The 25,595-nt window shown below is 41.3% G+C and carries 24 protein-coding genes; 9 read left to right on the forward strand and 15 right to left on the reverse strand.

The genetic code is table 11. The features are described from left to right. The first annotated feature begins 95 nt into the window (after positions 1-95). Complete coding sequence (locus tag E5N72_RS03735) at positions 96-2,660, forward strand: serine/threonine-protein kinase (protein WP_276605826.1); 2,565 nt, start codon at positions 96-98, stop codon at positions 2,658-2,660. A gap of 1 nt (position 2,661) precedes the next feature. Here E5N72_RS03735 and E5N72_RS03740 read toward each other — a convergent pair whose 3' ends face one another. The 10 genes from E5N72_RS03740 to E5N72_RS03785 all read right to left on the reverse strand — a co-directional run bounded on the left by E5N72_RS03740 (position 2,662) and on the right by E5N72_RS03785 (position 9,386). Further along, entirely contained in the window at positions 2,662-3,141 is a 480-nt protein-coding gene (locus tag E5N72_RS03740; protein WP_135923285.1) for a hypothetical protein, read from the reverse strand. 70 nt (positions 3,142-3,211) lie between these two features. Further along, on the reverse strand, positions 3,212-3,574 hold the full coding sequence (locus E5N72_RS03745; protein WP_135923286.1) for a hypothetical protein: 363 nt from the start codon (positions 3,572-3,574) through the stop codon (positions 3,212-3,214). A 152-nt stretch (positions 3,575-3,726) separates the two neighbouring features. Further along, on the reverse strand, positions 3,727-4,104 hold the full coding sequence (locus tag E5N72_RS03750; RefSeq protein WP_240704489.1) for a hypothetical protein: 378 nt from the start codon (positions 4,102-4,104) through the stop codon (positions 3,727-3,729). Positions 4,105-4,161: 57 nt separating this feature from the next. Beyond that, positions 4,162-5,004, reverse strand: coding sequence for an amidohydrolase family protein (locus E5N72_RS03755; RefSeq protein WP_135923287.1), 843 nt, complete (start codon positions 5,002-5,004; stop codon positions 4,162-4,164). Continuing rightward, positions 5,001-5,726, reverse strand: a complete 726-nt coding sequence (locus E5N72_RS03760) for an SDR family oxidoreductase (protein ID WP_135923288.1) — start codon at positions 5,724-5,726, stop codon at positions 5,001-5,003. The genes E5N72_RS03755 and E5N72_RS03760 overlap by 4 nt, the downstream gene beginning before the upstream one ends. Before the next feature lie 9 nt (positions 5,727-5,735). After that, positions 5,736-6,224, reverse strand: coding sequence for a peptidylprolyl isomerase (locus E5N72_RS03765; protein WP_135923289.1), 489 nt, complete (start codon positions 6,222-6,224; stop codon positions 5,736-5,738). Positions 6,225-6,288: 64 nt separating this feature from the next. Then, positions 6,289-7,788, reverse strand: a complete 1,500-nt coding sequence (locus tag E5N72_RS03770) for a LysM peptidoglycan-binding domain-containing protein (RefSeq protein ID WP_135923290.1) — start codon at positions 7,786-7,788, stop codon at positions 6,289-6,291. A gap of 28 nt (positions 7,789-7,816) precedes the next feature. After that, a complete protein-coding gene (locus E5N72_RS03775) occupies positions 7,817-8,803 on the reverse strand; it encodes an MBL fold metallo-hydrolase (RefSeq protein ID WP_135923291.1) in 987 nt (328 codons plus the stop codon). Between the two features lie 65 nt (positions 8,804-8,868). After that, positions 8,869-9,156 (reverse strand): cell division protein ZapA, encoded by a 288-nt coding sequence (locus E5N72_RS03780; RefSeq protein WP_135923292.1) that lies wholly within the window; start codon positions 9,154-9,156, stop codon positions 8,869-8,871. Next, positions 9,156-9,386: a DUF904 domain-containing protein gene (locus tag E5N72_RS03785; RefSeq protein WP_130050403.1), complete on the reverse strand. Its 231-nt coding sequence runs from the start codon at positions 9,384-9,386 to the stop codon at positions 9,156-9,158. The genes E5N72_RS03780 and E5N72_RS03785 overlap by 1 nt, the downstream gene beginning before the upstream one ends. A gap of 230 nt (positions 9,387-9,616) precedes the next feature. Between E5N72_RS03785 and rlmJ the strand changes: the two genes are divergently transcribed. Further along, positions 9,617-10,456 (forward strand): 23S rRNA (adenine(2030)-N(6))-methyltransferase RlmJ, encoded by an 840-nt coding sequence (gene rlmJ / locus E5N72_RS03790; RefSeq protein WP_135923293.1) that lies wholly within the window; start codon positions 9,617-9,619, stop codon positions 10,454-10,456. 102 nt (positions 10,457-10,558) lie between these two features. Here rlmJ and E5N72_RS03795 read toward each other — a convergent pair whose 3' ends face one another. The 3 genes from E5N72_RS03795 to E5N72_RS03805 all read right to left on the reverse strand — a co-directional run bounded on the left by E5N72_RS03795 (position 10,559) and on the right by E5N72_RS03805 (position 12,883). Beyond that, a complete protein-coding gene (locus tag E5N72_RS03795; protein ID WP_135923294.1) occupies positions 10,559-11,368 on the reverse strand; it encodes an META domain-containing protein in 810 nt (269 codons plus the stop codon). 112 nt (positions 11,369-11,480) lie between these two features. Continuing rightward, the gene (locus E5N72_RS03800; protein ID WP_135923295.1) at positions 11,481-12,047 is read right to left on the reverse strand and encodes an alkylphosphonate utilization protein; all 567 of its coding nucleotides are present in this window, start codon (positions 12,045-12,047) and stop codon (positions 11,481-11,483) included. Between the two features lie 80 nt (positions 12,048-12,127). Continuing rightward, positions 12,128-12,883: a transporter substrate-binding domain-containing protein gene (locus E5N72_RS03805; protein ID WP_168246707.1), complete on the reverse strand. Its 756-nt coding sequence runs from the start codon at positions 12,881-12,883 to the stop codon at positions 12,128-12,130. A 112-nt stretch (positions 12,884-12,995) separates the two neighbouring features. Between E5N72_RS03805 and E5N72_RS03810 the strand changes: the two genes are divergently transcribed. The 7 genes from E5N72_RS03810 to E5N72_RS03840 all read left to right on the forward strand — a co-directional run bounded on the left by E5N72_RS03810 (position 12,996) and on the right by E5N72_RS03840 (position 21,914). Beyond that, positions 12,996-14,273 carry an HDOD domain-containing protein gene (locus E5N72_RS03810; protein ID WP_240704490.1) on the forward strand — a complete coding sequence of 426 codons (1,278 nt, stop codon included), beginning with the start codon at positions 12,996-12,998 and terminating at the stop codon, positions 14,271-14,273. A 53-nt stretch (positions 14,274-14,326) separates the two neighbouring features. Next, positions 14,327-14,941: a paraquat-inducible protein A gene (locus E5N72_RS03815; RefSeq protein ID WP_135923297.1), complete on the forward strand. Its 615-nt coding sequence runs from the start codon at positions 14,327-14,329 to the stop codon at positions 14,939-14,941. Positions 14,942-14,984: 43 nt separating this feature from the next. Continuing rightward, positions 14,985-15,338: a hypothetical protein gene (locus tag E5N72_RS03820; RefSeq protein WP_135923298.1), complete on the forward strand. Its 354-nt coding sequence runs from the start codon at positions 14,985-14,987 to the stop codon at positions 15,336-15,338. A 104-nt stretch (positions 15,339-15,442) separates the two neighbouring features. Then, on the forward strand, positions 15,443-16,765 hold the full coding sequence (locus E5N72_RS03825) for a TolC family protein (protein ID WP_135923299.1): 1,323 nt from the start codon (positions 15,443-15,445) through the stop codon (positions 16,763-16,765). Further along, the gene (locus tag E5N72_RS03830; protein ID WP_135923300.1) at positions 16,758-18,215 is read left to right on the forward strand and encodes an efflux RND transporter periplasmic adaptor subunit; all 1,458 of its coding nucleotides are present in this window, start codon (positions 16,758-16,760) and stop codon (positions 18,213-18,215) included. The genes E5N72_RS03825 and E5N72_RS03830 overlap by 8 nt, the downstream gene beginning before the upstream one ends. Beyond that, entirely contained in the window at positions 18,212-21,316 is a 3,105-nt protein-coding gene (locus E5N72_RS03835) for an efflux RND transporter permease subunit (protein WP_135923301.1), read from the forward strand. Before E5N72_RS03830 ends, E5N72_RS03835 begins: the two co-directional genes overlap by 4 nt. Before the next feature lie 142 nt (positions 21,317-21,458). Then, positions 21,459-21,914, forward strand: coding sequence for a hypothetical protein (locus E5N72_RS03840; RefSeq protein ID WP_135923302.1), 456 nt, complete (start codon positions 21,459-21,461; stop codon positions 21,912-21,914). Between the two features lie 21 nt (positions 21,915-21,935). Here the strand turns inward: E5N72_RS03840 and ppx are convergent, their stop codons facing one another. Beyond that, entirely contained in the window at positions 21,936-23,423 is a 1,488-nt protein-coding gene (gene ppx, locus E5N72_RS03845; RefSeq protein ID WP_135923303.1) for an exopolyphosphatase, read from the reverse strand. Next, complete coding sequence (ppk1, locus tag E5N72_RS03850) at positions 23,416-25,497, reverse strand: polyphosphate kinase 1 (RefSeq protein ID WP_135923304.1); 2,082 nt, start codon at positions 25,495-25,497, stop codon at positions 23,416-23,418. Before ppk1 ends, ppx begins: the two co-directional genes overlap by 8 nt. Positions 25,498-25,595 lie beyond the last annotated feature (98 nt).

The raw sequence follows: 25,595 nt of genomic DNA on the forward strand, positions 1-25,595 counted from the left end.
TTATTTTATATTAGCATTTTATTATCATTTATTTTGCTTTTAATTAACATTGGGGGCTAAACTAATAAATATGCACTTAACTGACCGAGTTGTTTGTGTTTTTATTAAAGGATTACTATAAACAGGTACAAGTACTGGCGCAAGGAGGGATGAGCACAATATACCTTGCGACAGACGTGCAACTGAACAGGCAAGTTGTACTTAAAGTCATGAAGCTAAAGAGTGACAATGTTCAACGTGCCATAAACGAAGCACAGCTCATTGCAAGCTTTAATCACCCAAATATCGTGCAGCTCTATAGAATCCTTCATGAGGATGAGCAGGTTTTATTAGAAATGGAATACGTTAAAGGGACTACACTTGCACATCTAATAAAAGAGCGGCAGCTCAGTATAACTGAGAAAATAGATATACTTTCGCATATTTGTGATGGCTTAGCAGGTATTCATGAAAAAGAGATTCTGCATCTCGATTTAAAGCCCGCCAATGTATTGATCAGTGAAAATGGTGCAGTGAAAATTGCAGACTTTGGTATTTCAAAAATAAAGCACAAAGACATAAATACACAGACTACAAGTTTTGGTAGTTTGAAAGCAATGTCACCAGAACAACTTAATAACGAGACATTAGATTTTCGCAGCGACCTATTTTCATTGGGGTTAATGGCATATCAACTATTTAGTGATGTTCATGCTTATATAAATCAAGCTAAAAGTACAGCAGAGCAAGATATTGCTGCAGCAATAAAATCATCCCCTTGCCGTGCAAATTATGAATCTATTTATACTATATCACCCGATTTGGCAGTACTAATTAAAAAGCTATTGGCCTTTAAACCAGAAAATAGACCAACAAGTGCGGGCTTGGTAGCTGCACAGTTTAAAAGTATTTTAGCAACGCTCAGTTTTGATTGCCCTACTGTTGAAGTGAAAGATATCGAAAAGCAGCAAAGCGTCCCCCTAGTTGGTAAAAGGCTTATGTACTTAATCGGCTTTACAGTGTGTTTTGGTTTGCTGATTTGGGCTTATTTGGCGATGCAAACGAAGGAGTATATTGCGCTTTTACCAATTGATTTTACATCGACAAGCGAAGTGACAGAAACACAAAAGAGGTTACTTAACTTGGGAGTCACTGACGCAGTAACTGAGTTATTGTTAGAGAGTCGGCATTATGCTTTGATTTCAGAACAAGAAATTAAACAAACACAAAACGTATTGGGTAAAGAAGCTAGTTTGAGCGGGTTGGCAAGTGCACTCGGTGCATCAAAGTTATTAGTACCTAAACTAGACTGCAATCCTTTGTCGTGTGATTTTAGTTTGAGTCAGCTTGATCAAAATGCCACAGTAGTGAGTAAATATCGTACCGCGACAGATAAAGAAAACTATCTAAATATATACAATTCGGCACTTTCTTCGGTGCAGAGCTTGCTTGATGTAAAGGTTGCTGAGCACAGTCAGTTATCCTTGTCTGATGAATTTGTTGATAAATATGTGTCACTTGTGGCACTCGTTGCCAATAACTTGAAAAGCTCTAAAGTAGAGAAATCAATAGCAGAGTCGTTGCTTTTTCAGCGTGCTGATTTTAAACCTCTTTACCCGCTTTATCGAAAAATTATGTTGCGACTTTATAAGATGACGCAAAATATTGCGCTTATAAAAGAGCTACAAACTCAGCTAGATAATTCACCCGAGTCTTATCGTGAAAGCCCAGCTTACTTAATTGATTTGTTGGAAATATATCAACACGCAGGTGAGCAAAGTAAAGCTTATAAGGTTATTAAGCAAATTCAAAACTCATCATTAGAGGCATATCAAAAGCAGAGTATTTTAGCTGTTTACTATAATCGAATTGGCGATCTAGAAAGCGCATTAACGCATGCTCGCAATGCATACACACTTAGACCAACTTTGCTCGCAACAAGAAATCTAGCGATTGCTTACCTCACTCAAGGACAACGTGCTGAAGCTGCCACTTATTTAAAAGAGGTTTTACGCTACAACCCTTCGGATATTGTGACGCTAAAAACATTGGCTGATATTTCATTGTTATCTGGAGAATTAAAAGAGGCGCAACAACATTATCAAAAATTAATTGATTCAGGGCAGCAGAGTCCTTCTATACTTAGTAATTACTCTATCGTTCTCTCCTTGCAAGGCGAGTTAGATGAGGCATTAATATTTGCGAATCGAGCTATGCTATTAGCGTCAGAAACATCTACCTTGCAGCTAAATTACGCTGACTTACTTTATTTAAAGGGCCAGACTGATGAGGCACTCTCCTTATATGCAAGAATTAATAAGCGCCTTGATGCTTCGCCAAAGAATATTGCTGAACAATTAGAAAAAGCGCAGGTATTGATTCATCTAGAGCAAAATCAATATGCTATGAATCAAATTGAACAGGTATTAATTGCACAACCTGATCTGGCAGAAGCATATTTTGTTAAAGCAATACTGCAAAGTGTACTAAATGAAAAATACTCAGCGCTAGCGTCAATAGAGCAAAGCATTAAGCTGGGCTGGAGCCCAGTTTTTTATCGCTTAGGTTGGTTTAAACCGTTATGTTCCGAGCGTAAACTCGCCACTTTAATTGGTCAGTCTCATTATTTATTTTTATGTAATCATAATAAAAGCGCAGAGATAGACTCTGCGCATTTATAAATTAGGTTGGCTCCATGTCCTCAATGATGACACGAGGATCTTGAGAGAAGTAACGCATAAGCGAGTTAATGTCTCCATCTCTTTTGGCAATTAGTCGAAAATTGATCTCATAATTTGCTTTTTGATCTAATTGTCCTGCAATAGCCTTATTTGGACTGTTAGCTAATAATTTTGCTAGCTCTTTTGATAATGCTTGATGAGGTAAAATGTTCGAAATAGTGACAATCAATGCTTTGCCATTATTTGCGACAATACTGTTGAGTTGATAGTTGAAATTGTCTTTAGCATCAGAGAAGTAACTGCCATTTTCGGCGAAACTCCAATCGGATTCTTTAGCAAGTTCGTAATAGAGGTTCAGGCTGTCACCTGCAAGTAGATCTTTGTAGTTAATTTTAATTTCTTCGGCACTCGCGCCAGACTGAGAAGTGATTTCCCATGGGCCGTTGTCATTGGGAATAACAAAAAAGCTAAGATCGTTCATGATATAAAATCCTGTTTTCTAATTGAGGAGCTGCTTATTTAATTCATAAGCAGCTATAACTATAGGTTGTTTAACAAGAACCCCAAATTGTGCCGCTCCATAGCGGACTATTATTTGCGTATACCGTTGCTTTAATTCCATTAAATGGTGGAACACCAAAGCGAAATCCACACGTTTGCATACATACTTTAACCGATGTACCGCTTGGAATTGGTAAACTTACTGAAAAACAGATATTGCCGACTACTGGAAAATTAACGCAAATTTTGCCATTTTCATAACTGGCGCCAACGCACGCTGAAATCTGTGCGGCTAACGTGGATGGATGAAACTCAAGAGGTTGATTAGCTGCTGTCTCGCTGGTCGCTAAACTAATAGAATGATCTTTGGTTAGATCGGGTACTAAGTTGGTATTTTTATCGCTGTCACACATAGTCAAATTCTCCTTGCATAATTTTGAAGTGGCAACAAACAAATCTCTAAATAGGTAATTTGCTGTTTGCCTGTTTGTGCAAGGAAAAGGATAGGTAGTTCTATTACAGCTTGTTATTACAGATTATTACATGATGGTATTTTGTTTTAATATCAATTGATTGGTTTGCATTTTACCAAAGGCAGTGGCTCGGTTGCTTTACTATCTAAATGGCGAACAAAGCACATTTGGTTTTTAATCAACAGCTCAAAGCGTTCTGGTATATTTGGATGTGAACCGCTGAGTGGATTCCCTTGTATATCAACGCCATTCAAGCTTTCGATGACAAGTATGCTGCTATTGATAAATGCCTCGTCGGATACCTGAATAGGCTTACTGTGCATTAACCTTGAAATGCCTTGTGCTATTAAGGTGCTTTGTGGCTCAGTAACGCGTGCGTGTTGAAGTTTAGGGGTTGGTTGTTGGGTATGTGAACTACAGCCAAACAAAACACTCAGTAGCAAGATACAGGTTAGATGGGCTCTCATCATAGCTCCATTAAGTTTACAGTGCCTAATAAAGGTTATTATATTGAATATAGTCAGCTTCTAATCAATTAGATAGATTGCACGGGCATTTTTAAAACTGAGTTGTTGCCATACATTGTACTGTTTACACAATGAAAAATAATGCTGCCAACATTGCTCATAGCAGGTATTGATTTGGCATACAGGGAAGTTACTGGCAAACATGATTCGATGTTCACCAAAATAGTTTAACAGTTGATCCAGTAACCAGCGGTGCTTATTGGCCGCGAGCGTTGTAAATTCTAAACCAGAAAACTTAATCACGATATTATCGCAGCGACTTAATTTTATAATCGCACGTAGCCAGTTTTGCTCATTATTAATAAAGCCTAAATGATTTATAACCACCTGTAATTTAGGAATAGCACGACAGTAATGCAGTAACTGTTCGGTTACCTGTTGATTTTCAATCTCGAACTGAGCTTCAAATATTAAGTGTTTACTAGCAAGATAAGCAAGGTTCTCTTGGCAATGCGGGTCTAATAAACGCATTGAGTCACTACCTTCGGTTATATCACGAATGCCAGCAAGTTGAGGTTGCTCTAAGGCTGACATTGCAGCGATAAACTGATTGCTAGGAGCATTAATGGCGCTAAAGCTAATTGCTTTATAGGGCATACTTTTCAAGTGTTTGCTAAGCCAGTTAAGCTCATTGACCGGCGCTTGGTTGTCGAAGCCTGCTTCAATATGCACCAGTGCTTCTAGTTGAAATGGACACGCTGCTTTAAGCTCTGCAGCGGTTGTTTGCGCTTTAATTTTATCGAGGTTTGGCCAAGCAGGAGGAGTGTTGCCTTGAAGCCAAGTATATTGACCCTCAGTGAGGTTAAAAAAGTGCACATGGGGGTCAATAATCTTGTCGCTCATTGTGTGGTGTATCCACCATCAATGCTTTGCAAGCTACCAGTGATAAAGCTCGCTTCAGGACTGATTAAAAAGTTCACCAAAGCGGCAATTTCTTCTGGTTGCCCTAAGCGACCTAAAGGTTGCAGCGCAGCTTCTTCAGCAACAACCTCAGCTTTGTTGGCACCACTTTGCTGACAATATGCATCAATCGCATTATGGAAAAGCGGCGTTTCTATCGTGCCCGGACAAACCGCGTTAGCACGAATGTTAAACGCGGCATAATCCAGTGCTGTGGTTTTTGCCATTGAAGCCAGTGCATGCTTGGTTAGGTTATAAGCAAACGAATTTGGTTTGCCAATAATTGCCTGATCAGAAGCAACCAATACAATGCTGCCACCTTGCTGGCTTTTCATGCTAGGTAATACGGCTTGAATTGCAGCATAAGCACCTTTTACATTGAGCGCAAACAGGGCATCAAACGTTGCTTCATCAGTGTTTTCAATGTTGGCACTCAAATGACGACCTGCATTGGATACTAAGGCATCAACGCGACCCGTCTCGGCAATGATATCGGCGATAACCGACTTCACCTGCTGAATATCACTAACGTCACAGTGGCGATAATTGCCCTCAGATGGGGTGATATCTAAATTATAAACGGTGTAAGCTTCACGCTCTAAACGCTCAACAATCGCTTTGCCAATACCTTTACTGCCGCCTGTGACAATTGCAACGTTTGTCATCATTTACCCTTAGTGGCTGTGGCCACAGCCGCCTTCACCGTGCACATGACCGTGTGATAACTCTTCGGCTGTTGCTTGGCGAACATTAAGCACTTCAACGTCAAAAGTCAGTGTTTTACCAGCAAATGGGTGGTTTAAGTCACAATCTGCATTGAAACGACCTACTTTAACGATCGTTACTTGATGACGACCTTGGTTTGAATGAACAATAGCAGTCATACCTGGCTTCCACACTTTTGTGTTGCCTTGTAAGTGCTTAAGTGGAATACGTTGGATCAGATCGTCAACGCGTTCGCCGTAAGATTCGCTAGGCTCAAGTGTTACGCTGAAGTTATCGCCAGTAGTTTTTCCTTCAAGCGCTTTTTCAAGACCCGGAAGCATGCCTTCAGTGCCATGGATATATGAAAGTGGCTCGCCATCTTTGCTAGATTCAATTTGCTCGCCCGCTTCACTCAAAGTGTAGTGAAACTCAACCACTGCGTCTTTACTGATTTGCATGTTATTTCTCTTTAGAATTTAAAATATAAGCGTTGATTTTACGCTAAGCGCTTTGGCTGAGCAATCAAGGCTTTTTCAATGAGCTCTCAATACCAGATAACATTACTTCGCTGGCTGATGCTTGCGGCTCGGGCTGCATTATTTGTGGCAAGTGCAAAGTGAGTATGGTGCCGGGTTTAATTATGCTGGTGGCGGTTAGTTTATTCCACTTTGCAACATCTTTGTGAGGAACATCGTAAAGCTGACTGATACTCCAAATAGAGTCCCCAGGTTTTACTTGGTAATTAACTGCAATAGTTGATACCACATCTTCTTGTTGCTCTAAGTAAGGACTAATATCGTAATCGACGATGAGTGATTTTGGCATGGTGTGAGGCTTTGTTAAACTCAACTGCTCGCCAATTTTAATTAAGTTCGAAGACTTGTTATTCATCTTTTTTAAATCAGCTACTTGCATACCAAAGCGGGTGGCGATGCTGTATAACGTATCACCTTTTTGTACCGTGTACTCTCCAGCAAAATTATTTCTAAATAGCTTACTTTGCAACAAGGTTTGTTGCTCGACAGGCAGGAGTAAGGTATGGGGGCCATTTGGAGAGCTTTGGTTTTTTAAATAACCAGGGTTCAATTTGTGTAGCTGTTTACGCCCCACCCCTGACAAACTAGCAATAACTGAAAAATCGAACTGCTGGCCGATATTAAACTCAGTAGTCAGTGCTTTATTTGCGAGCCTTGGGCGCTTAAGGCCGAGTTCAGGATGTTTTAGTAAATAACTCAGTGCCATTAACTTTGGGATATAGTCGGCAGTTTCTTGAGGCAATGAAAGAGACCAATAATCTGTTTTTTTACCCAAGCGTTTGTTTTTTGCTATGGCTTTTTTTACTCTGCCTTCGCCACTATTGTAAGCTGCTAAAGCATGCAGCCAGTTACCATCAAACCGTTTATGTAAGTAACGTAGATAGGCCAATGCAGCATCAGTTGAGGCTAATACATCTTGACGACCGTCATACCATTGATCGCTTTGTATGCCAAAGTGATAGGCGGTTGCTCCAACTAATTGCCACACCCCTACGGCATGTTCTGATGAGCGAATTGTAGGCCTGAAGTCACTTTCTACAAAAGGTAATAATGCCAACTCCATTGGTAACTTTTGTTGCTCTACACGGCGGACAATATGATACAGATAGGGTGCAGCACGTTTGTTTACTTTCAGTAAGTAATTAGGTTGTGCTAAATACCATTTAAGACGAGCGGTGGTATGTGCATTGGTTTGGAAAACAAGGCTTAAATTATTCGCAATGTGTTGCCATAACTCTTCGGCACGTGCAGTTGGTAATGGAGTATTATTTACTGGCACAGGCTCTTTTGGTGACACCTTTATTTGGGGCGTCGCCACGATAAACTCGTTTACTTCGAGTTGGGGGGCTAAGTCAGGTTCATAGTGGCTGAAGATAGCTGGCCGCTCTGAGTGTTCCTGAGCAGTGTCTTGCTGAGTAAGTTGGCATCCTTGTAAGCCAATAATAAAGCTCAGCAAAAGTATGTATTTCAATTTTATACGAGCCATATAATAAAATCCTTTTATTATTTTAGCGCTATTTTGACAATTTGGCCTTCTTAAGTCCAGCTTCTAGAAACATAGTGAATGCCCGATTACCAATTTCATCAAGCTGATATTGCTGTTTGATCTGTTCAGGAAAAAGCTCAATTAACTCCTCAACCGATTTATCTGGCTGCGCTTTTGTAAGGGTAATAATTGCGTTTAAAAATGCGATTGGTTTAGCTAGTTCAGCTGTATTTAGCTGTTCGCCATGGCCGGGTAAAATAGTCACGAGCTCAGTGTTATTGTGAATTTTTTTGAGCGTTGCTAGCCAGTTTTCTAATTCGCCATGACCAGGGTAGGGCAAGCTATCAACGATATCTGCGCCAACTAACACTCTGCCATGATCAGCGGTAATGGTTAAGTCACCTTGAGTGTGAGCCCGATAAGGCGTTAATGTAATAGGGTAGTGACCTAATTCAAGACTAGTCTGCTTTGATACGCTTATCGCAGGTGGGTTTAAACTAAGCTCTCGCCAGCGAAATAAACGTTGTTTAGCAAGGGTTAATTTGTCGCGCCAAATAGTTTGCTGATCTTCAGGCTGATTCGCCAAGCGTTGGTAGCTAAGCTCAATACTTTTTTCATAACCATCTAGTTTATCTTTTAATGCTTGTTGCATTGCTGCAAATTCACTAGCCACTTGCTGATGTACAATTAGTTTGGCATCAGGAAATTCAGCTTGTAATACGGCTAACCCTAACAAGTGGTCATCGTGAAAATGACTCGCCACTAGATAACATAAGGGGGTTTTTAAACGTTGTTTTAATTGCTTGGCAAGGCTTTCAACTTCTGCAAAGTTACCGCTTGCATCTACCATCAAAGCACACTTTTTTCCTTCAATGAGTACTTGGTTTGAATCATAAAAGCGTAACTTACTTTGTTGTTTTAAAAATTGAATTTCAGGCGTGATTGTATGCCAGCTAACATTTGCTTGTGCGTTTAACCCAGTAAATAAAAAAAGTAATGCAGCAGCAATTCGCATATTTATTTGCTCGAATATGAGTGAATATGATCGATTGTAAACAAAAAAAGCGCTGTGTGCGCTTTTTAGGGATCGAGATGTTGGCTGAGTTTATCAATTAAACTGTCATGTTGCTGTTCTTGTTTTGCTTGTTGCGATTTCACTTCAAGCAATTCATGACTTAAATGTAATGCAGCCATTAGCAAAGCGTTTTGTTCATTACGAACTGTTGAGCGTTGTTTCATTTGCTCCACCAAGTCATTTAAATTTTGAGCTGCGGCTATAAGGGCATGCTCTTGCCCTTGTGGGCAAGAGAATTCATGTTCCTTACCCAGTAGCTCGACAGTGACTCGCTGACTTTGTGGGGAGCTCATTAGCTAGCCTGTTGAACGCTTTGTAATTTCTCAAGCAGACCGGTAAGTGTACTGCTAGCATCTTTTTGTTTCTCTTCGTTTTCGAGAACTTCAAGTTGCAGAGTTTCGTTTTCATCTAACAGTTTTGCTGTTTGTTCTTGTAAGCTTTTAACTTCGCTTTCAAGTTCACTGTTGCGAAGGATTAATTTGTCGATCAGTTGTTCGAGTTGGGAAAGAGTTTCGTTATTCATAAATGCGCTCATAAAACTGTGATTATTGTCATGCAAATGTAAAGGAAAGTGCCTTGATATGCCAGCATTTACGGCTGTTTTAGCAGATTTTTATTTATTATTAAGGCGTAATTCAGTGTAATGGCTTTTTTATTCATTTATGGTTCACTGAAGCGCCACATTTTCTGTTTATCATGTACAATATGACTATTCATTTTTAATGCAGCTTTTGCATCTGGCGACTTATAAATATGCTTAGTTATCGACATTCTTTCCATGCGGGCAATCCTGCCGATGTTTTAAAACACCTTGTTTTAGCTGAAGTACTTAAATACCAAACTATCAAAGATAAGCCACTCGATTATGTGGATACGCATTCTGGTGCAGGTTTTTTTGAACTGGCTGGTAGTGATGCACAAAAAACACAAGAATATTTAGATGGCATCGCCAAGCTTTGGCATCACCGTAGTGAACATGCGGAACTAAATGACTATATTGAGCTTATTAAGTTGTTTAATGAAAATGGTAATTTAGATTTTTACCCAGGCTCACCAAAAATTGCAGAGCACTTCCTGCGCCGCCAAGATAATGGCTGGTTTTTTGAATTACATCCGCGCGACTTACAGCTTTTGCAAGACAACATGAAAGGAAAGCGTTCAATTCGCGTGCGTGGCGAAAATGGTTTTCAAGGCTTGGTAGGCTTGTTACCACCAGCCTCTCGGCGTGCGTGTGTATTGATTGACCCTCCATATGAAATTAAAGATGACTATGACACTGTTGTAAATACGCTTGTCAAAGCACATAAACGTTTCGCAACAGGCACATATATGATTTGGTATCCGGTAGTTGACCGTGAACGAATCGATAGAATGGAAGCAGGATTAATTGCGTCAGGTATGCGCAATATTCAACTTTTCGAATTAGCAACTGAGGCCGATACCGACGTTCATGGCATGACAGCATCGGGTATGATAGTGATCAACCCGCCATGGAAATTAAAGCAAACAATGGATGCGGTATTACCAGAACTTGTCTCATTACTGAGTGATAGCAGTGGTTTTTATCGCAGTGAACAGTTAGTTGAAGAGTAAATTGTTTTCCGTATAAAAAGCCCAACAATCACTGTTGGGCTTTTTTATGCGTTGCCTAAGTTTATCTTTATAGTTGTTTATATAAAGTTTAGGTTGCTTTATTTAGTTCATATAAGTGGCTGCAAAGGTAGCAACAGGTTCGCTACTGTCATCAAGCAGTATGAGCTTTTCACCATTTATTGTAAATTGAGCAGTCGCAGCTAAAGCTGCAGACATAGCTGCTTCTATATCCATTTGCGAAATACACATTTTTTCGGTGCTTGCTAATGGGTTAAAGGTCAGAGTTTGGCCACTGACTTCATAGCTACCAGAGAAATTATTGCAGCCCAAGAAACCATTGGTTGAGCCATCTTCTTTGAATTGAATAAAAGGCTCTTTGGTTTCGACCGTCACTGCTTCATCATTAATGGTGATAGCTTTCCAGTAAGTGTTTACCAAAGTAACATCTGGTTTTTTAGCAGATACTTTAGAAACGGTTACCTTATAAACCTCAGCAGTTTCATCTTCGACAAATGGATTGTTATGAGTAGTGCTGATATAAAGCAATTTACCTTGGTTTTCGATGCGAGCACTTACGCTGTAACGGTGACGATCAACGATTTTACTATCATCATATTCAAGAGCCACAGTGTAAGGTGGTGCACCATTTAGTTCAATCTCTTGCTCGCTGATTACATCAGCTTTTGCGTCCATTTTTGAAACATCAGCAAGTTGCACCTTTAGTACTGAGCCTGGTGGTAACATGCTGCGATCTAAGTAAGTAACCTCAGTAGTAAGATTTTTCATTGTAGATTGCTCTGCTTGTTGGGTACTAGAATTGTCCCCACAACCCGTTAATACAACGCTGCTACCTAACAGCATAAGACTACAAATAGAGGCGTTTTTTAAAGATGAGAAGGTATCCGAAGCCATGATTATTTTCCTTGCGTTACACTATGTAAATAATTAGAAAAGCATAAAGTTCGCTGACTTAATCATAGCTTAATTAATTGAAAATGGGCACAAGGCCCATTTATTTCATGTATTATTTTTTCACGTACTTAGTGAGAATAACAATACGCTGACCTTCTACGCGTCCTTCGATGTGTTCAGGGTTGCTAGTCAGGCCGATATTTCTAACAGCTGTGCCTCGTTTTGCAACTAGGCTACTGCCTTTTACGTCAAGATCTTTTATCAGTGTAACGGTGTCACCAGCTTGAAGAACCACACCATTGCTATCGATATGTTTAATGTCATCTTCTTCGGCAAGGGCCATTTGCGCCCATTTAAGGGTATCTTCTTCAAGGTAAATCATATCTAGCGCGTCTTGTGCCCAACCATTATCCGCAGCTAAGCGTTTTAACATGCGATAAGCTACAACTTGCACAGCGGGTGTTTGACTCCACATGCTATCGTTTAGGCAGTGCCAATGGTTTGCTGTTAGCTCTGCGCTATTGTCAATTTGGTCTTTACAGGTTTGGCACACATAAATGCACTTGTCTGAATGAGCCTCTGTAACAGGGGGGACTTCGTAGACAGATAGGTTATCTGTATTAGTACAAAGTTCACATTGGTTATTACTGCGTTCGATAAGGGCTTGTTCAATGCTCATAGGAGGCTCTTTTAAGTTAACAAGGTAAGAAAAACAGCGCGCAGTATAGCAAAAGTAGGTCCAAAGCGGAATATCCTTAGTTATTGTGGGGGTATGTTTTTCGTATATTTGTTGATGATGGCATCAAGGCGGCCGGATTGTTTTAACTCATCGATAGCCATATTTATCTTTGGTAGCAATGCTTGGTGTTCAGCACGTAGGCGAATTTTTAGGTTACCACGCGAGTGTAGCGCGCCAAAGTCGATATCAGCATTAAATTGCTGAGCCCAATACAGCGCAGGCAGTTTATCTAGAATGACTACCTCAATACGTTTTAGTTTTAGAGCCTCAATAAGTTGCTTTTCAGAACTAAAATCGACCCGTTTAAAGTGGTTGTCGTCGTAGTAATAATAGCCAAGTATAGTACCAACAGGTTGATTTTTTATGGCCTCAAGCTGTTGCCAATTGGTCACATTACTTTTCAAACTTACTAGGTACTCTTCAATGGTAAATAAGCTATCTGAATAAATAAATTGTGGGTTTTGCTTTTCGGTTTGGCTTAACCATTCAAGGCTAATTACATCAAAGTCGATGTGCCCAAGATGAAGATATTTAACGGTACGTTTGGCTGGCAGCTCTACATGTTTTGCTTGTATGTCAGCGAGCTGCATAACTCGCCTGATAATTTCAGGCAATATCCCCGGTTCACGTTTATCGTTTGTGTAATATGGAAAATAGTTTCCAGATCCCGTGACATTGTATTTAAGTACGGGTGGTTGTTCCGCTTGTACAGACCGTGAAAGAAGTAATAAAACTAAGAAAGCCGAGTAAATTAGGGGCAATGGATTATTTGACATCGTTTTCATGTGCCTAGTGTGGTCGGGTTTTTATTTTTTAGCAAGGTGTTCAGCTTTCACTATACTAAGAACAGGAGTAAAGTGGGGGGACAGTATCTGAGCGAGATGTATAATGTCAGAATTAAGTATGGAAGGTAACAAAAGTCAGAGCATGACGCAGTATATAGCCCGGCAGCCAATATTTAATGCTGACAGAAACCTGTATGCCTATGAGTTATTGTACAGGGAATCAAATGATAATGTCTTTCCGGTGGGGACCAGTGATGGTCAAGCTACAGGTCGATTGTTTTTCAATGCCTTGATGTTGATGGGTTTAGAGAAGCTTACAGGTTTTCAACCAGCATTTATCAACTTATCAACTGACGCTATTTTAGATGACTTTCCAAAGTTGTTGCAGCCAACCAGTGCTGTGATAGAAATTGTCGAGCGTGCGACAAGTATCCCGCAAATTATTGGTCGAGTTAAACAATTAAAGCAAGATGGTTACCTTTTTGCTTTAGACGACTACGACGGTGATGATAAGTGGCAAGATGTATTGCCATTAATGGACTTCATAAAAATAGAGGCTGCTGACCCAATCATTAAAACCAATATGACGGTTAAAAAGCTTAAACGCAGCTACCCAAAAGCAAAAGTTATTGTTGAGAGAGTAGAAAGCTACGAAGATTTTCAACAATTAAAAGCGGCTGGTTGTGATTTATTTCAAGGGTATTTTTTTGCGAAGCCAGAATTGCTAAGGTTTGGTAATGTGGAGCCTTCAAAAGTGGCTGTTCTAGAGTTACTCAGCTGCACTGCTCAAACGGCTCTAAATTTTGACCAAATCCAGCAACGTGTAGCCAAAGATATTGCCTTAACAGCTAGAATCTTAAGGCTGGTAAACGCACGAACCAGCAGTACACAACAGACAATTCGCTCAATTTCGCAGGCGGTTATTTATTTAGGTGAAGATGCAATTAGGCAATTTGTTCGTGTATTAGCACTAAGCGAGTTAGGGAACGATAAACCGCAAGAGTTAACTAAGCTTGGTTTAACTCGCGCTAAATTTATATCACTGATGCTTGAACCTGCGGGTAAAGAGCTTTCGGAGCAAGGTTATTTAGTGGGTCTTTTGTCTGTATTGGACGCTATTTTAGATGTAAAGCTTGATGCGGTTGTTAAAGAGTTCTCGCTTGGAGCAGAACTTACAAGTGCACTGGTTAAGTTTGATGGAATGCAAGGAGCCAGTTTGCAGCTTGTTATAGCTATGGAAAAAGAACAGTGGCAAACAGCAACCAAGTTACTAAAGATAATTCGTCCAGCAGCGAATATGGATATTGTGTATCGTGCAATGTATGACGCTCGTGCTTATGCTGACAATGTGTTTGACACTTTAGCATCGGTTGCAGACTAATCTCGTTAAGTTAGCTATGATGCCCGCAATGTTTACAGGTAAGGGTTATCAATATGCGTGTTTTTTTCCCCATTGTAATGATTATTGCGGCGTTAGCTTTACTTATACCGGGCGTGACGAGGCCAGTTTTAACCTTAGAAGGTAAAATAGATAAATCGAAGCTTGCCAAAACAGGTATTGAAATGATTGCCGATGAAGGCGATCGCAATACCCGTAGCGTGTTAATGATGGCATCAAGCATGTTGGGGCTTGATAAGCTTGAAGGTGAAATAGATGCCTATAAAAAAACACGCAGCATTTGGGGCACCGTAAATGAGCTTGCTAATAACAAAAACTACCTTGTTGCCGCGCTGGTTGCGGTGTTCTCGATTGTTATTCCCACTTTAAAACTCCTGATGCAATTGCTTTATTGTTTCTTACCGATGAATAGATTTAAGCATTTACTCGGTCAACTCATACAAGGCTTAAGTAAATGGAGCATGGTTGATGTGTTTGTGATTGCATTAATCGTGTCTTATTTGGCTGGTAACGCCGATGGACAAATGGGCGAACTGATAAAAATGCATGCCGAGTTAGGCGATGGATTTTGGTATTTTACTGGCTATTGCCTTTTTGCTATTGCTGCTAGCAGTAGCATTAAAACAGATAAACCCTTGTCGAGCGCGTAAATTTCGGGCTACAATTTGGGCAACTAATTTTTAAGGTGTGATGATGACGCGACTTTCAAGCTACTTATTGATAGCTGTGATGCTGCTCACTTTTGTGGGTCAGTCAGTTGCGTCTGTTGCTATGGTATGTGATATGCCACATGCCAGCATGCAAATGGACCATCATGCTACTATGAGCGCTGACAGCGACATGAGTGATATGGACTGTTGCCATGAAGACGTAATGGATACCAGCGATTGTGCGTGTCCGTTCAATGCCTGTACAGCTCACTCACTCCTGCCGCTAAATGATTTAGTTGTTAAATCAATTAAGCAATCAGAAAAAGTCACAGTGTTAGGCGCCAGCCAGCTTAGTTTCCGTGTAAGTTCTTTATATCGTCCACCTATTACTGCTTAAGCAGGATAGGTCTGTCTAAAATTCAGCAAAACGCTGAAATACACCTCATCCTGCAACCAAAATCTATTGTTTTTTAACCATTTTTAAGATTTTTGGAGCATGTGATGATTCACAGCAAATTGATTAAGGCGCTTTCTCTTGGCGCAGTATTGGTAACCTCAAGTTTAGTGAAAGCAGAGCCGTTGGCACTCAATCAGGTGATTGATTATGCATTGACTCACGAGCCTTGGTTACAGGCAAATAAATACCAGCAACAGGCGATAGAAGCGCAAAGCATTGCGGCCGGTACCTTGCCAGATCCAGTATTAACCGTTGGGCTAATGAATTTACCAACCGATGGTTTTGCCTTTGATCAAGAAGGTATGACGCAATTCAAAGTGGGCTTGTCACAACAATTTAGCCGAGGTGATAGCCTTGCTCTACAGCAGCAAGCATTGAAACAATCAGCTGAGCAATACCCTTGGCTGCGTGCAGACCGCCAAGCGCAGGTTAAAGCCATTGTTAGCGAAGCATGGCTAAATGCCTATCGCGCGCAAAAAAGCATTCAACTGATCAACCAAGATAAAGCCTTATTTAATCAACTTATTGATATTACAGAAGCAAGCTATGCCAATACACTTGGCGCAACTCGCCAGCAGGATATTATTCGCGCTCAGCTAGAGCTGACTCGGCTTGAAGATAAGCTGGTGATGTTAGAGCAACAGTTTGATAGTGCCAAAAAGCGACTAGCACAATGGCTACCTATTGAAATGCTAAACGGTGCAGTGAGCGATGACAATACTAAGGTGGCTGCACTAATGCCTTATCAAGAGCTTGCACCATCGGGGGTGACTGAAGTGTTGATGAATCACCCGGCAATTATTGCTATTGATCATGCAATGCGTGCTAAAAACACCCAAGTACAAGTGGCTAAAGAAGCGTATAAGCCGCAATTTGGTATGAACCTAGGCTATGGCTATCGTGACGATACACCTATGGGTGACTCTCGCGCTGACTTGTTCTCTATAGGGGTGAGTGTTGATTTACCGCTGTTCACTGATAACCGTCAAGATCAACAAGTCAATGCCGCAATAGCTAGTGCAGAGGCAGTAAAAACCAACAAACTTATTACTCTACAAAAATTGCAAGGTCAGTATTTTAAAGAGCTTAGCCAGTTGAGCCGACTAGCCCAGCGCAAAGCACTGTATCAACAGCAGCTATTACCGCAAATGGCAGAGCAAGCCGAAGCGACGTTAAATGCTTACACCAACGATGATGGTGACTTTTCAGAAGTGATGCGCGCACGTATCAGCGAACTTAACGCAAAAATTGATGCGTTAAACATCGAAATAGACAAACAAATCACCCTCGCTCGCCTTAACTATTACGCAGCAGCAAAAGATAACCAAATAAATGCAGCACAAAGCCAAGGAGCTAGCAATGAATAATACAGTGAAATTAGTTATCGCCTTGGCGGTAGGTGCGGCATTGGCAACGGCTGTAAATAAACTAGCTGAGCCAGATCATGAAGCTATGCCAAGCGCTGAGAAAAAGCCGTTATATTGGGTAGCACCTATGGACAGTAATTACCGCCGTGATGAACCGGGTTTATCGCCAATGGGTATGGAATTAGTCCCCGTTTATGAGGAGCAAAGTAGCGCTGAAGACAGCCCAGGTACTGTGAGGATCTCACCAGCAGTCGTTAATAACTTAGGGGTAAGAACAGCACCCGTAAGGTTTAAATCATTACAAACGACGGTTGATACGGTTGGCTATGTGCAATACGACCAAGACCAACTCGTGCATATTCACCCTCGTGTCGAAGGGTGGATAGAAACCTTATATGTAAAAGCCGCAGGTGACCAAGTTAAGCAAGGCGAGCCACTTTATACCTTGTATTCTCCACAGTTAGTGAACGCACAAGAAGAGCTACTGCTTGCCCTTAAACGTAACAACGCAGTGCTTATACGTGCAGCCAAAGCACGCTTAGCCTCACTGAATGTTTCTGATGATTTTATTGCGCGATTAGAGCAAAGCCAAAAGGTCAGACAAAACATTACCTTTTATGCCAAGCAAAGTGGCGTATTGGATGAGCTAAATATCCGCGAAGGCTTCTTCGTAAAACCTGGCACAACCATGATGAGTATTGCTCATCTAGAAGAAGTGTGGGTTGAGGCGGAAGTTTTCGAGCGCCAAGCAGGGCTTATCCATAAAGGCTTGCCAGTTACTATGACATTAGATTACTTACCGGGTAAACGCTGGCAGGGCGAGGTCGATTATATTTACCCAACCCTTGATGAGAAAAACCGTACCCTTCGCGTGCGCTTACGTTTTGCCAACCAAGATGGCTTACTAAAACCAAATATGTTTGCTGAAGTGAGCATTACTACCAAGCCGACTGAGCCGCAATTAGTCATCGCAAAAGAAGCGGTGATCCGCACCGGTAGCCAAGACCGTGTTGTAATCGATTTAGGTGAAGGGCGCTTTAAGTCAGTCGCCGTGACGCTAGGTCGTAGTGATAATCATGATGTCGAAATTTTATCAGGCTTACTGAAAGACGATAACGTAGTGGTGTCAGCGCAGTTCTTAATAGACTCAGAATCAAGCAAAAGCTCTGACTTTATGCGTATGCAAGAGCCGGATACTGATAGTGCAATGGTCAATGGCGTGATCAACAGCATTGACCGCGAAGCCCGAACTGCCGTGATCAGTCGCGAAGCTATCCCTAAGTGGGGGCGAGATGCAGCAACCATGGAGTTTCATTTTTCGCCACGCATCGATATGTCTAGTTTGCAAAGTGATGATGAAGTGCATTTTACCTTTAAGCTGGTTGATGGTGAGTTTGTGATTTTTGACATTATGACCATGAGCCACCCTATGCAAGGAGAAATGCAATGATAGCTGCCGTGATCCGTTGGTCAGTCGGTAATCGCTTCTTTGTATTACTGCTGTCTTTAATGTTGGCAGGCTTTGGGATTTTTTCTTTAAAGAATACCCCAGTTGATGCCTTGCCTGACTTATCTGATATACAGGTTATTGTAAAAACGTCTTATCCAGGACAAGCGCCACAGGTGGTGCAAGATCAAGTAACGTTTCCGATCACCACGGCCATGTTATCCGTGCCGGGTGCTGAAACGGTCAGGGGCTTTTCGTTTTTTGGTGACTCTTACGTATACGTTATTTTTAACGAAGACACCGACCTTTACTGGGCTCGGAGTCGGGTGCAAGAGTATTTGAGTCAAGTAAGTGCTCGCTTACCTGATTCAGCAAGGCCTGAACTTGGCCCTGATGCAACAGGGGTGGGTTGGATTTACCTGTATGCGCTGGTGGATAAAACCGGTAAACACGATATTAGCCAGCTACGAAGCCTGCAAGATTGGTTTTTAAAGTTTGAGCTGCAAACTGTGCCGGGCGTATCAGAGGTAGCGTCTGTTGGTGGTATGGTTAAGCAGTATCAGGTGAATGTCGACCCGGATAAATTGCGTGCTTATGGTATTCCGCTAAGTTTAATTCAAACAGCAATTAAGCAAGGTAACCAAGAGCGTGGTGCCTCAGTGGTCGAAATGGCAGAGGCCGAATACATGGTATCGAGCACAGGTTACATCAAAAGTGTGGCCGATTTAGAAGCCATTCCGCTGGGTACTAATGCCAATGGCACGCCACTGCAATTACGCGATGTGGCCGATATAAAACTTGGGCCGCAAATGCGCCGTGGTATTGCTGAATTAAACGGCGAAGGCGAAGTAACTGGTGGTGTGGTAGTGATGCGCTTTGGAGAAAACGCCGAAGCAACCATTAAACTCGTAAAAGAAAAGCTAGAGTCGCTCAAAAAAGGCCTGCCTGATGGGGTTGAAATCATCCCTGTGTACGACCGTTCAAACCTTATTACCCAAGCACTTGATAACTTAAGTTCAAAGTTAATTGAAGAGTTAATCGTCGTGGCTTTAGTGTGTGTAGTGTTTTTATTCCATATACGCTCATCGATCGTAGCCATTATCACGTTGCCAATGGGGATTTTAACGGCTTTTGTGGTGATGTATTGGCAAGGTATAAACGCCAACATCATGTCGCTTGGCGGCATAGCGATTGCTATTGGTGCAATGACAGATGGTGCTATCGTGATGATAGAAAATATGCACAAGCATATGGAGAAAACCCCTCTGACCGATGAGAACCGCTGGCAAGTCGTAGTGGACTCAGCCTCAGAAGTCGGGCCCGCGTTATTCTTTAGTTTATTAATTATCACCGTCAGCTTTATGCCAGTGTTTATTCTAGAAGCACAAGAAGGCCGTATGTTCTCGCCACTGGCTTATACAAAAACCTATGCCATGGCGGCCTCGGCTGGTTTAGCCATTACATTGGTGCCGGTGTTAATGGGCTACTTTATTCGCGGTAAGGTTATTTCGGAGCAGAAAAACCCTGTTAACCGGTTATTGGTGGCAGCGTATAAGCCCTTATTAAATGCGGTATTAAAAGCGCCGAAAACAACACTGGTACTGGCATTAGTGTTGGCTGCTATTGGTTTTTACCCAGTTAATAAAATTGGTAGTGAGTTTATTCCCCCCCTTGATGAGGGCGACTTAATGTACATGCCAACTACTTACCCGGGTATTTCAATAGGTAAGGCCCGTGAAATCTTACAGCAGACCGATAAGTTAATTGCCAGTGTGCCAGAGGTCGAGTCGGTATTCGGTAAGGTAGGTCGTGCAGATACTGCAACAGATCCGGCGCCACTCACCATGATCGAAACCTTTATTCAGTTAAAGCCAAAATCACAGTGGCGCGAGGGCATGACAACCGAGAAACTGAAAAAAGAGCTCGATAATCTGGTTAAGTTCCCAGGGCTCACTAATGCGTGGGTTATGCCAATCAAAACGCGAATCGACATGCTGGCCACTGGTATTAAAACGCCTGTGGGGATCAAAGTTGCTGGTCCAAAGCTGAGTGAAATTCAAAAAATCGGTGAGCAAATTGAAGTCATCTTAAAAGACTTACCGGGCACGGCTTCGGTTTACTCTGAGCGTGTTGCCGGTGGTCGCTACATCAAAGTCGATATCAACCGTGAAAAAGCAGCGCGTTATGGTTTGAATATTGCTGATGTGCAACAGGTTGTTGCTACTGCTATCGGTGGTATGAATGTGACCGAAACCGTTGAAGGGCAAGAGCGTTACCCGGTTAACTTACGTTATCCACAAGATTATCGCGACTCGCCAGAAGAGCTTAAGTTGTTACCGATAGTAACACCAAACGGACAGCGTATCGCATTGGCCGATGTAGCTCATGTCTTCATCGAAGATGGCCCGCCGGGTATTAAAAGTGAAAATGCTCGTATTAATGGCTGGAGCTTAATTGATATTGAAGGCAGTGATATCGGCAGTTATGTTGAGCGTGCGCAACAAGCGCTGCATGAGCAACTTGAGCTACCTGCTGGTTACTCAATTACGTGGGCGGGGCAATATGAATATATGGAGCGCGCAAAAGCTAAACTCAGTTACGTATTGCCACTCACCTTGGCAATTATTGTGGTGCTGTTATACCTCAATTTTAGAAGCTTTACTGAGGTGGCAATGATCATGTTGACCTTACCGCTTGCGATGATAGGGGGTATTTGGTTGATGTACCTTGAAGGATTTAACTTCTCGGTAGCCGTTGGAGTCGGCTTTATAGCCTTAGCTGGGGTTGCTGTAGAAATTGGCGTGATCATGCTGGTTTATCTCAACCAAGCGTATCAAGATGCCAAAGCGCAATCATCGCAGTTTACGGTTACAGAGCTGCGCCAAGCAATCATCAATGGTGCTGGCCTTCGGGTGAGACCTGTAATGATGACAGTTGCCACCATTATTATCGGTTTACTGCCTGTGCTTTATGGCACTGGAACGGGTAGTGAAGTGATGAGCCGAATAGCAGCACCTATGGTTGGCGGGATGCTCAGTGCCATTGTTTTAACGCTACTTGTGTTACCTGCGCTTTATTTTATTTGGCGTAAACGAGATCTATAAATTTTACAGTCAGTGTGTAACTTGTACGCTTTTACTTGCTACAAGTTACACATTTTATTTTTAAAGTTATGATAATTAAAGTGTTTTTTACTGGTGTGATTTATGCAATGTCTTATTAAATTGATTTTGATAAGGAATGCACATGCAAGTTAAAACAATACAGCAAGTTTATGATTGGACCGTGTTATTTCATACCCAAATGGCGGCCAACTTCCATAATGTTAAAGACTTACTGGACGAGCACAATCAAATGCTGGTGGAGTATTATCTGCAATACGAGAAAAAATTGGCAGAAGATCTGGTTGGCTTTAAAGCCATTACAGAACTGAACACACTGGATACTTATTGCTACGAGTACTTTTCAGACAACCCAGATTTGATCACGTTTGATGATATTAGTACTGATCAAAAAATTGATGAAAAGGCCATTCAAGTATATTTAACGACACAGCATCAAAAGGTTATTGATTTATATGAATACCTTGTATCGCGTGCCGAAACTGCTGCAACGATTGAAAAGCTCGAGCGTTTACTAGAGCTTGAACATCAAGGTCTTAAGCAAATGATGCAAAGCTCAAACCGTCATATGGATATGTAATCGATTAATCTATTAATCCGCTTAATGAAAATCGAGTAAGAAGCCGACCTTTTTAAGGTATTTTTGCTCTTGCTGTAAATCCGCCAAAAGCAAGGTATGTTCTTTAAGCCACTTATTGTGAAACTTTAAGAACATACTATTTTGCTTGGCTGTGACCTCAAGTTCAAAACCTTGGTCAGTAATGCGCTTTTGATTTAGCAATACTGCTAAGCGCAAAATAACAATTAACTGCAATATTTCGTAATGCTGCATGGTATGCAGAGCTGGAAACTCTTCTAAACGGATCTTTTTTCGATAAAAGCGGATCATACAGCTAAGTAGTGTTTGTTGTTGCTGTGTGAAGCCCGGTAATTGACTGTTTGCTACGATATACGCACTGTGTTTATGTATTCCTGATGAATTAACCCCTAAGCCAATTTCATGCAGCTGTGCGGCCCAATCCAGTAAGTTGATATAGTCAGGGTCGGTAAGTTGCCATGCCCCTTTTACCTGTTCAAACAGCCACTTTGCAGTTGTCGATACACGATTAGCATGCTCTTTATCTATAGCATTACGCTCAGATAGGTTCGCTATAGTATTAGTGCGAATATCTTTATGGGCGAGCTTTTGCTGCATTTCATGAAGTAAACCTTCACGTAACGAGTAATCGCTATATTGCATCGCGTCGATTTTAAATAGTCTAAATACCGCGATTAAAATAGCCAAACCACCACAAATACTCACTTGTCGCTCAGGTGTAAGACCTTCAATTTGCAGCGCAGCTATTTGTTTAGCAGCAATAAACTGGGTTTTTAGTTCTAATAATCGCTCTAAAGTGATCAGCTCTTGCTCGGCATCATTGGCATTAATCATGGCAAGGATAGATTTTATTGTGCCTGATGTTCCCACTACAGATTGCCAGCCAGCCGATAAGTAATTGGCAAAGATCACTTCGAGTTCTTGTTCAGCGCGAACCTCCGCTTTGGCAAAGCGCTTAGCTGTGATTTGTCCATCTGCAAAAAACTGCTTGGTATAGCTAACACAGCCCATGTTGCGACTAGCAAGGAGTTTGTGTTTAAAGTGTTTACCAATGATGAGCTCGGTACTGCCGCCACCGATATCAATAACTAAGCGGTTTTCATCGTGATGAATGTAATGGGCAACGCCTTGGTAAATTAAACGGGCTTCTTCTTGCCCTGAAATCACTTCAATCGGGTAAGGAAACACCTTACTTGCTTGAGTTAAGAATGAATGAATGTTTTTCGCGCGGCGTAATGTGTAAGTGGCAGCCACTTTGACATTCTCTAAAGGGAAGTCCTGCAAGGTAGTGGCAAATTGTTTGAGAATCGCCAGTGCGCGCTCGATAGCTTCTTGGCTTAAGTGATTTTTATCATCTAAACCATCAGCTAAATAAACGCGCTGCTTTTCTTTGTGTAAGATTTGCAAAGAGCCATCGACCTCTCTTGCCACCACTAAATGAAAACTGTTTGAGCCTAAGTCAACGGCAGCAATTGAGGGATAATCATTCATTATTATAGTTACTTTCCCATTTTTTAAGGTGGTCATAAATGGCAATTTGCGAACGAATTTTCTTACGATTGCCACGGCGTACATAGCTGTTTTTTTGTTCGCTATCGATTATGCGCGCTTTTGTTCTATCTTTAAACTGTAGTTCAAGAATATCAATTATGAGCTGCTTTAATTTTTCATCATAAATGGGTGTAGCTACTTCTACACGGTGATCTAGATTCCGGGTCATCCAGTCTGCTGATGAAATATACACTTTTTCGTCACCATCATTGTGAAACACCATAACCCGAGGGTGCTCTAAAAAGCGGTCAACAATACTAATAATACGAATATTATCGTTAACGACAGAGGGCACTAACGAACACATGCCACGCACAATAATACGAATTTTTACACCGCGTCTTGCTGCAAAATAGAGATGGTCAACCAGCTCTTTATCAACAAGATTATTTATTTTTAGCGTAATTCGACCAGCTTTTCCGTGTTCTACGTTGGTAATCTCATTATCTATCAAGGAGGTAATAGTTTGTCTTGCGTTGACTGGTGAAATCATTAAGTGATCAAATTGAAATGGCTTATAGCTACTTTCGATAAACTTAAACACACTATCGCACTCTTCACTAATACCTTCATGCCTAGTAAATAAACTAAAGTCAGTGTAGATTTTGGCGGTTTTTTCATGGAAGTTACCCGTGCCAATATGGGCGTACTTCACTATGTTGTTTTTTTCTTTACGGTGAATAACGCATAGTTTGCTGTGCACTTTTAGTGCAGGAATACCAAAAATAACTTTAACACCCGCATTACTCAGGGTTTTTGCCCATTCAATATTGTTTTGTTCATCAAAGCGCGCTTTCAGCTCAACCATTACGGTTACGTGTTTGCCATTTTTGGCGGCATTAATAAGCGTAGAAACTAGGCGAGATTGACTCGCTACACGATAAATATTGACCTTAATTTGGGTTACATCTGGGTCAAACGCCGCTTGGCGTACAAACTCAAGTAAGTGGTTAAAGGTGTGGTAGGGGTAATAGAGCAATATGTCTTGATGTGAGATGGCATCAAATACGCTCGAGTGATTATTAAAAGCAGTGCTTTGTAATGCAGGCAGTGGTTTGTTTTCTAAGTACTGACGGCCAACATTCGGAAAAGCAATAAAATCGCGGAAGTTACGGTAACGACCACCTGGGATCAGCGCATCATGTTGGCTTATATTAAGGCGCTTTTTCATCACTTTAAGCATTTCAGCAGGCATGCTCTCGTCATAAACAAGGCGCACAGGCTCTGCAGAAATACGTTGTTTTAGACCTTTTGACATTTTATCGAGCAAGCCTTCTTCAAGCTCGTCATCTAAGTTGTATTCGGCATCACGGGTCAATTTGATGGCATAACATTGAATATCATCAAAGCTAAAAAAGCTGCTAAACACATCGCGAATAAAGTAGGCGATAATATCATCAAGCATCACAATGGTTTTGTGACGGCGCGTTTTCTCTGGTGGTAAAATAACAAAACGAGATACGCGGTCGGTTGGTACTTCCATCATGGCATAATGACTTTTTTGGTTGGTCATCTCGACAAACAAATAGGTCATGGTGTCGTTGATTTGATCTGAGTAGTCTTTCTTTTCAGAGAGTAAAATCGGCAATATGTGTTGCAGCACATTGTCGTGGAAGAATTTTTTCAGCCAACTCAAGTGAAATTCAGATAGCTCCTCAGGTAACTCAACGTGAATATTGTGCTCGTTTAAGTCATTTAAAATGTCTTTATGAATTTGGTTAAACTTTTTACCAAGCTGCAGCACCTTACTTTGGATCTGATGAAGTAGTATCTCATCTTCTTCAAAGTTCGCATCAGGGATTTTATTAAGTAAAATTCGGCGCTTAACATCGGCAACACGGACACGGAAAAACTCATCCATGTTGTTTGAGTAAATACCTAAAAAGCGCATGCGCTCAATAATCGGGTTAGATTTATCTTTAGCTTCTTGCAGCACGCGTTCATTAAATGACAGCCAACTTAGCTCTTTGGCAAAGTAGTTAACGGCTTGAGAAGAAGAATGTGATGCGTTCATCTGGTTTTCCAACGTTTATAGCTAGTTAGAATATAGAGGATGCAGATGACGTTTATGTGACGTTCTTATCACTTTTATGACATACATGTCAGTTTTGT

Source organism: Pseudoalteromonas sp. MEBiC 03607, assembly GCF_004792295.1.
Lineage (GTDB): Bacteria > Pseudomonadota > Gammaproteobacteria > Enterobacterales > Alteromonadaceae > Pseudoalteromonas > Pseudoalteromonas lipolytica_C.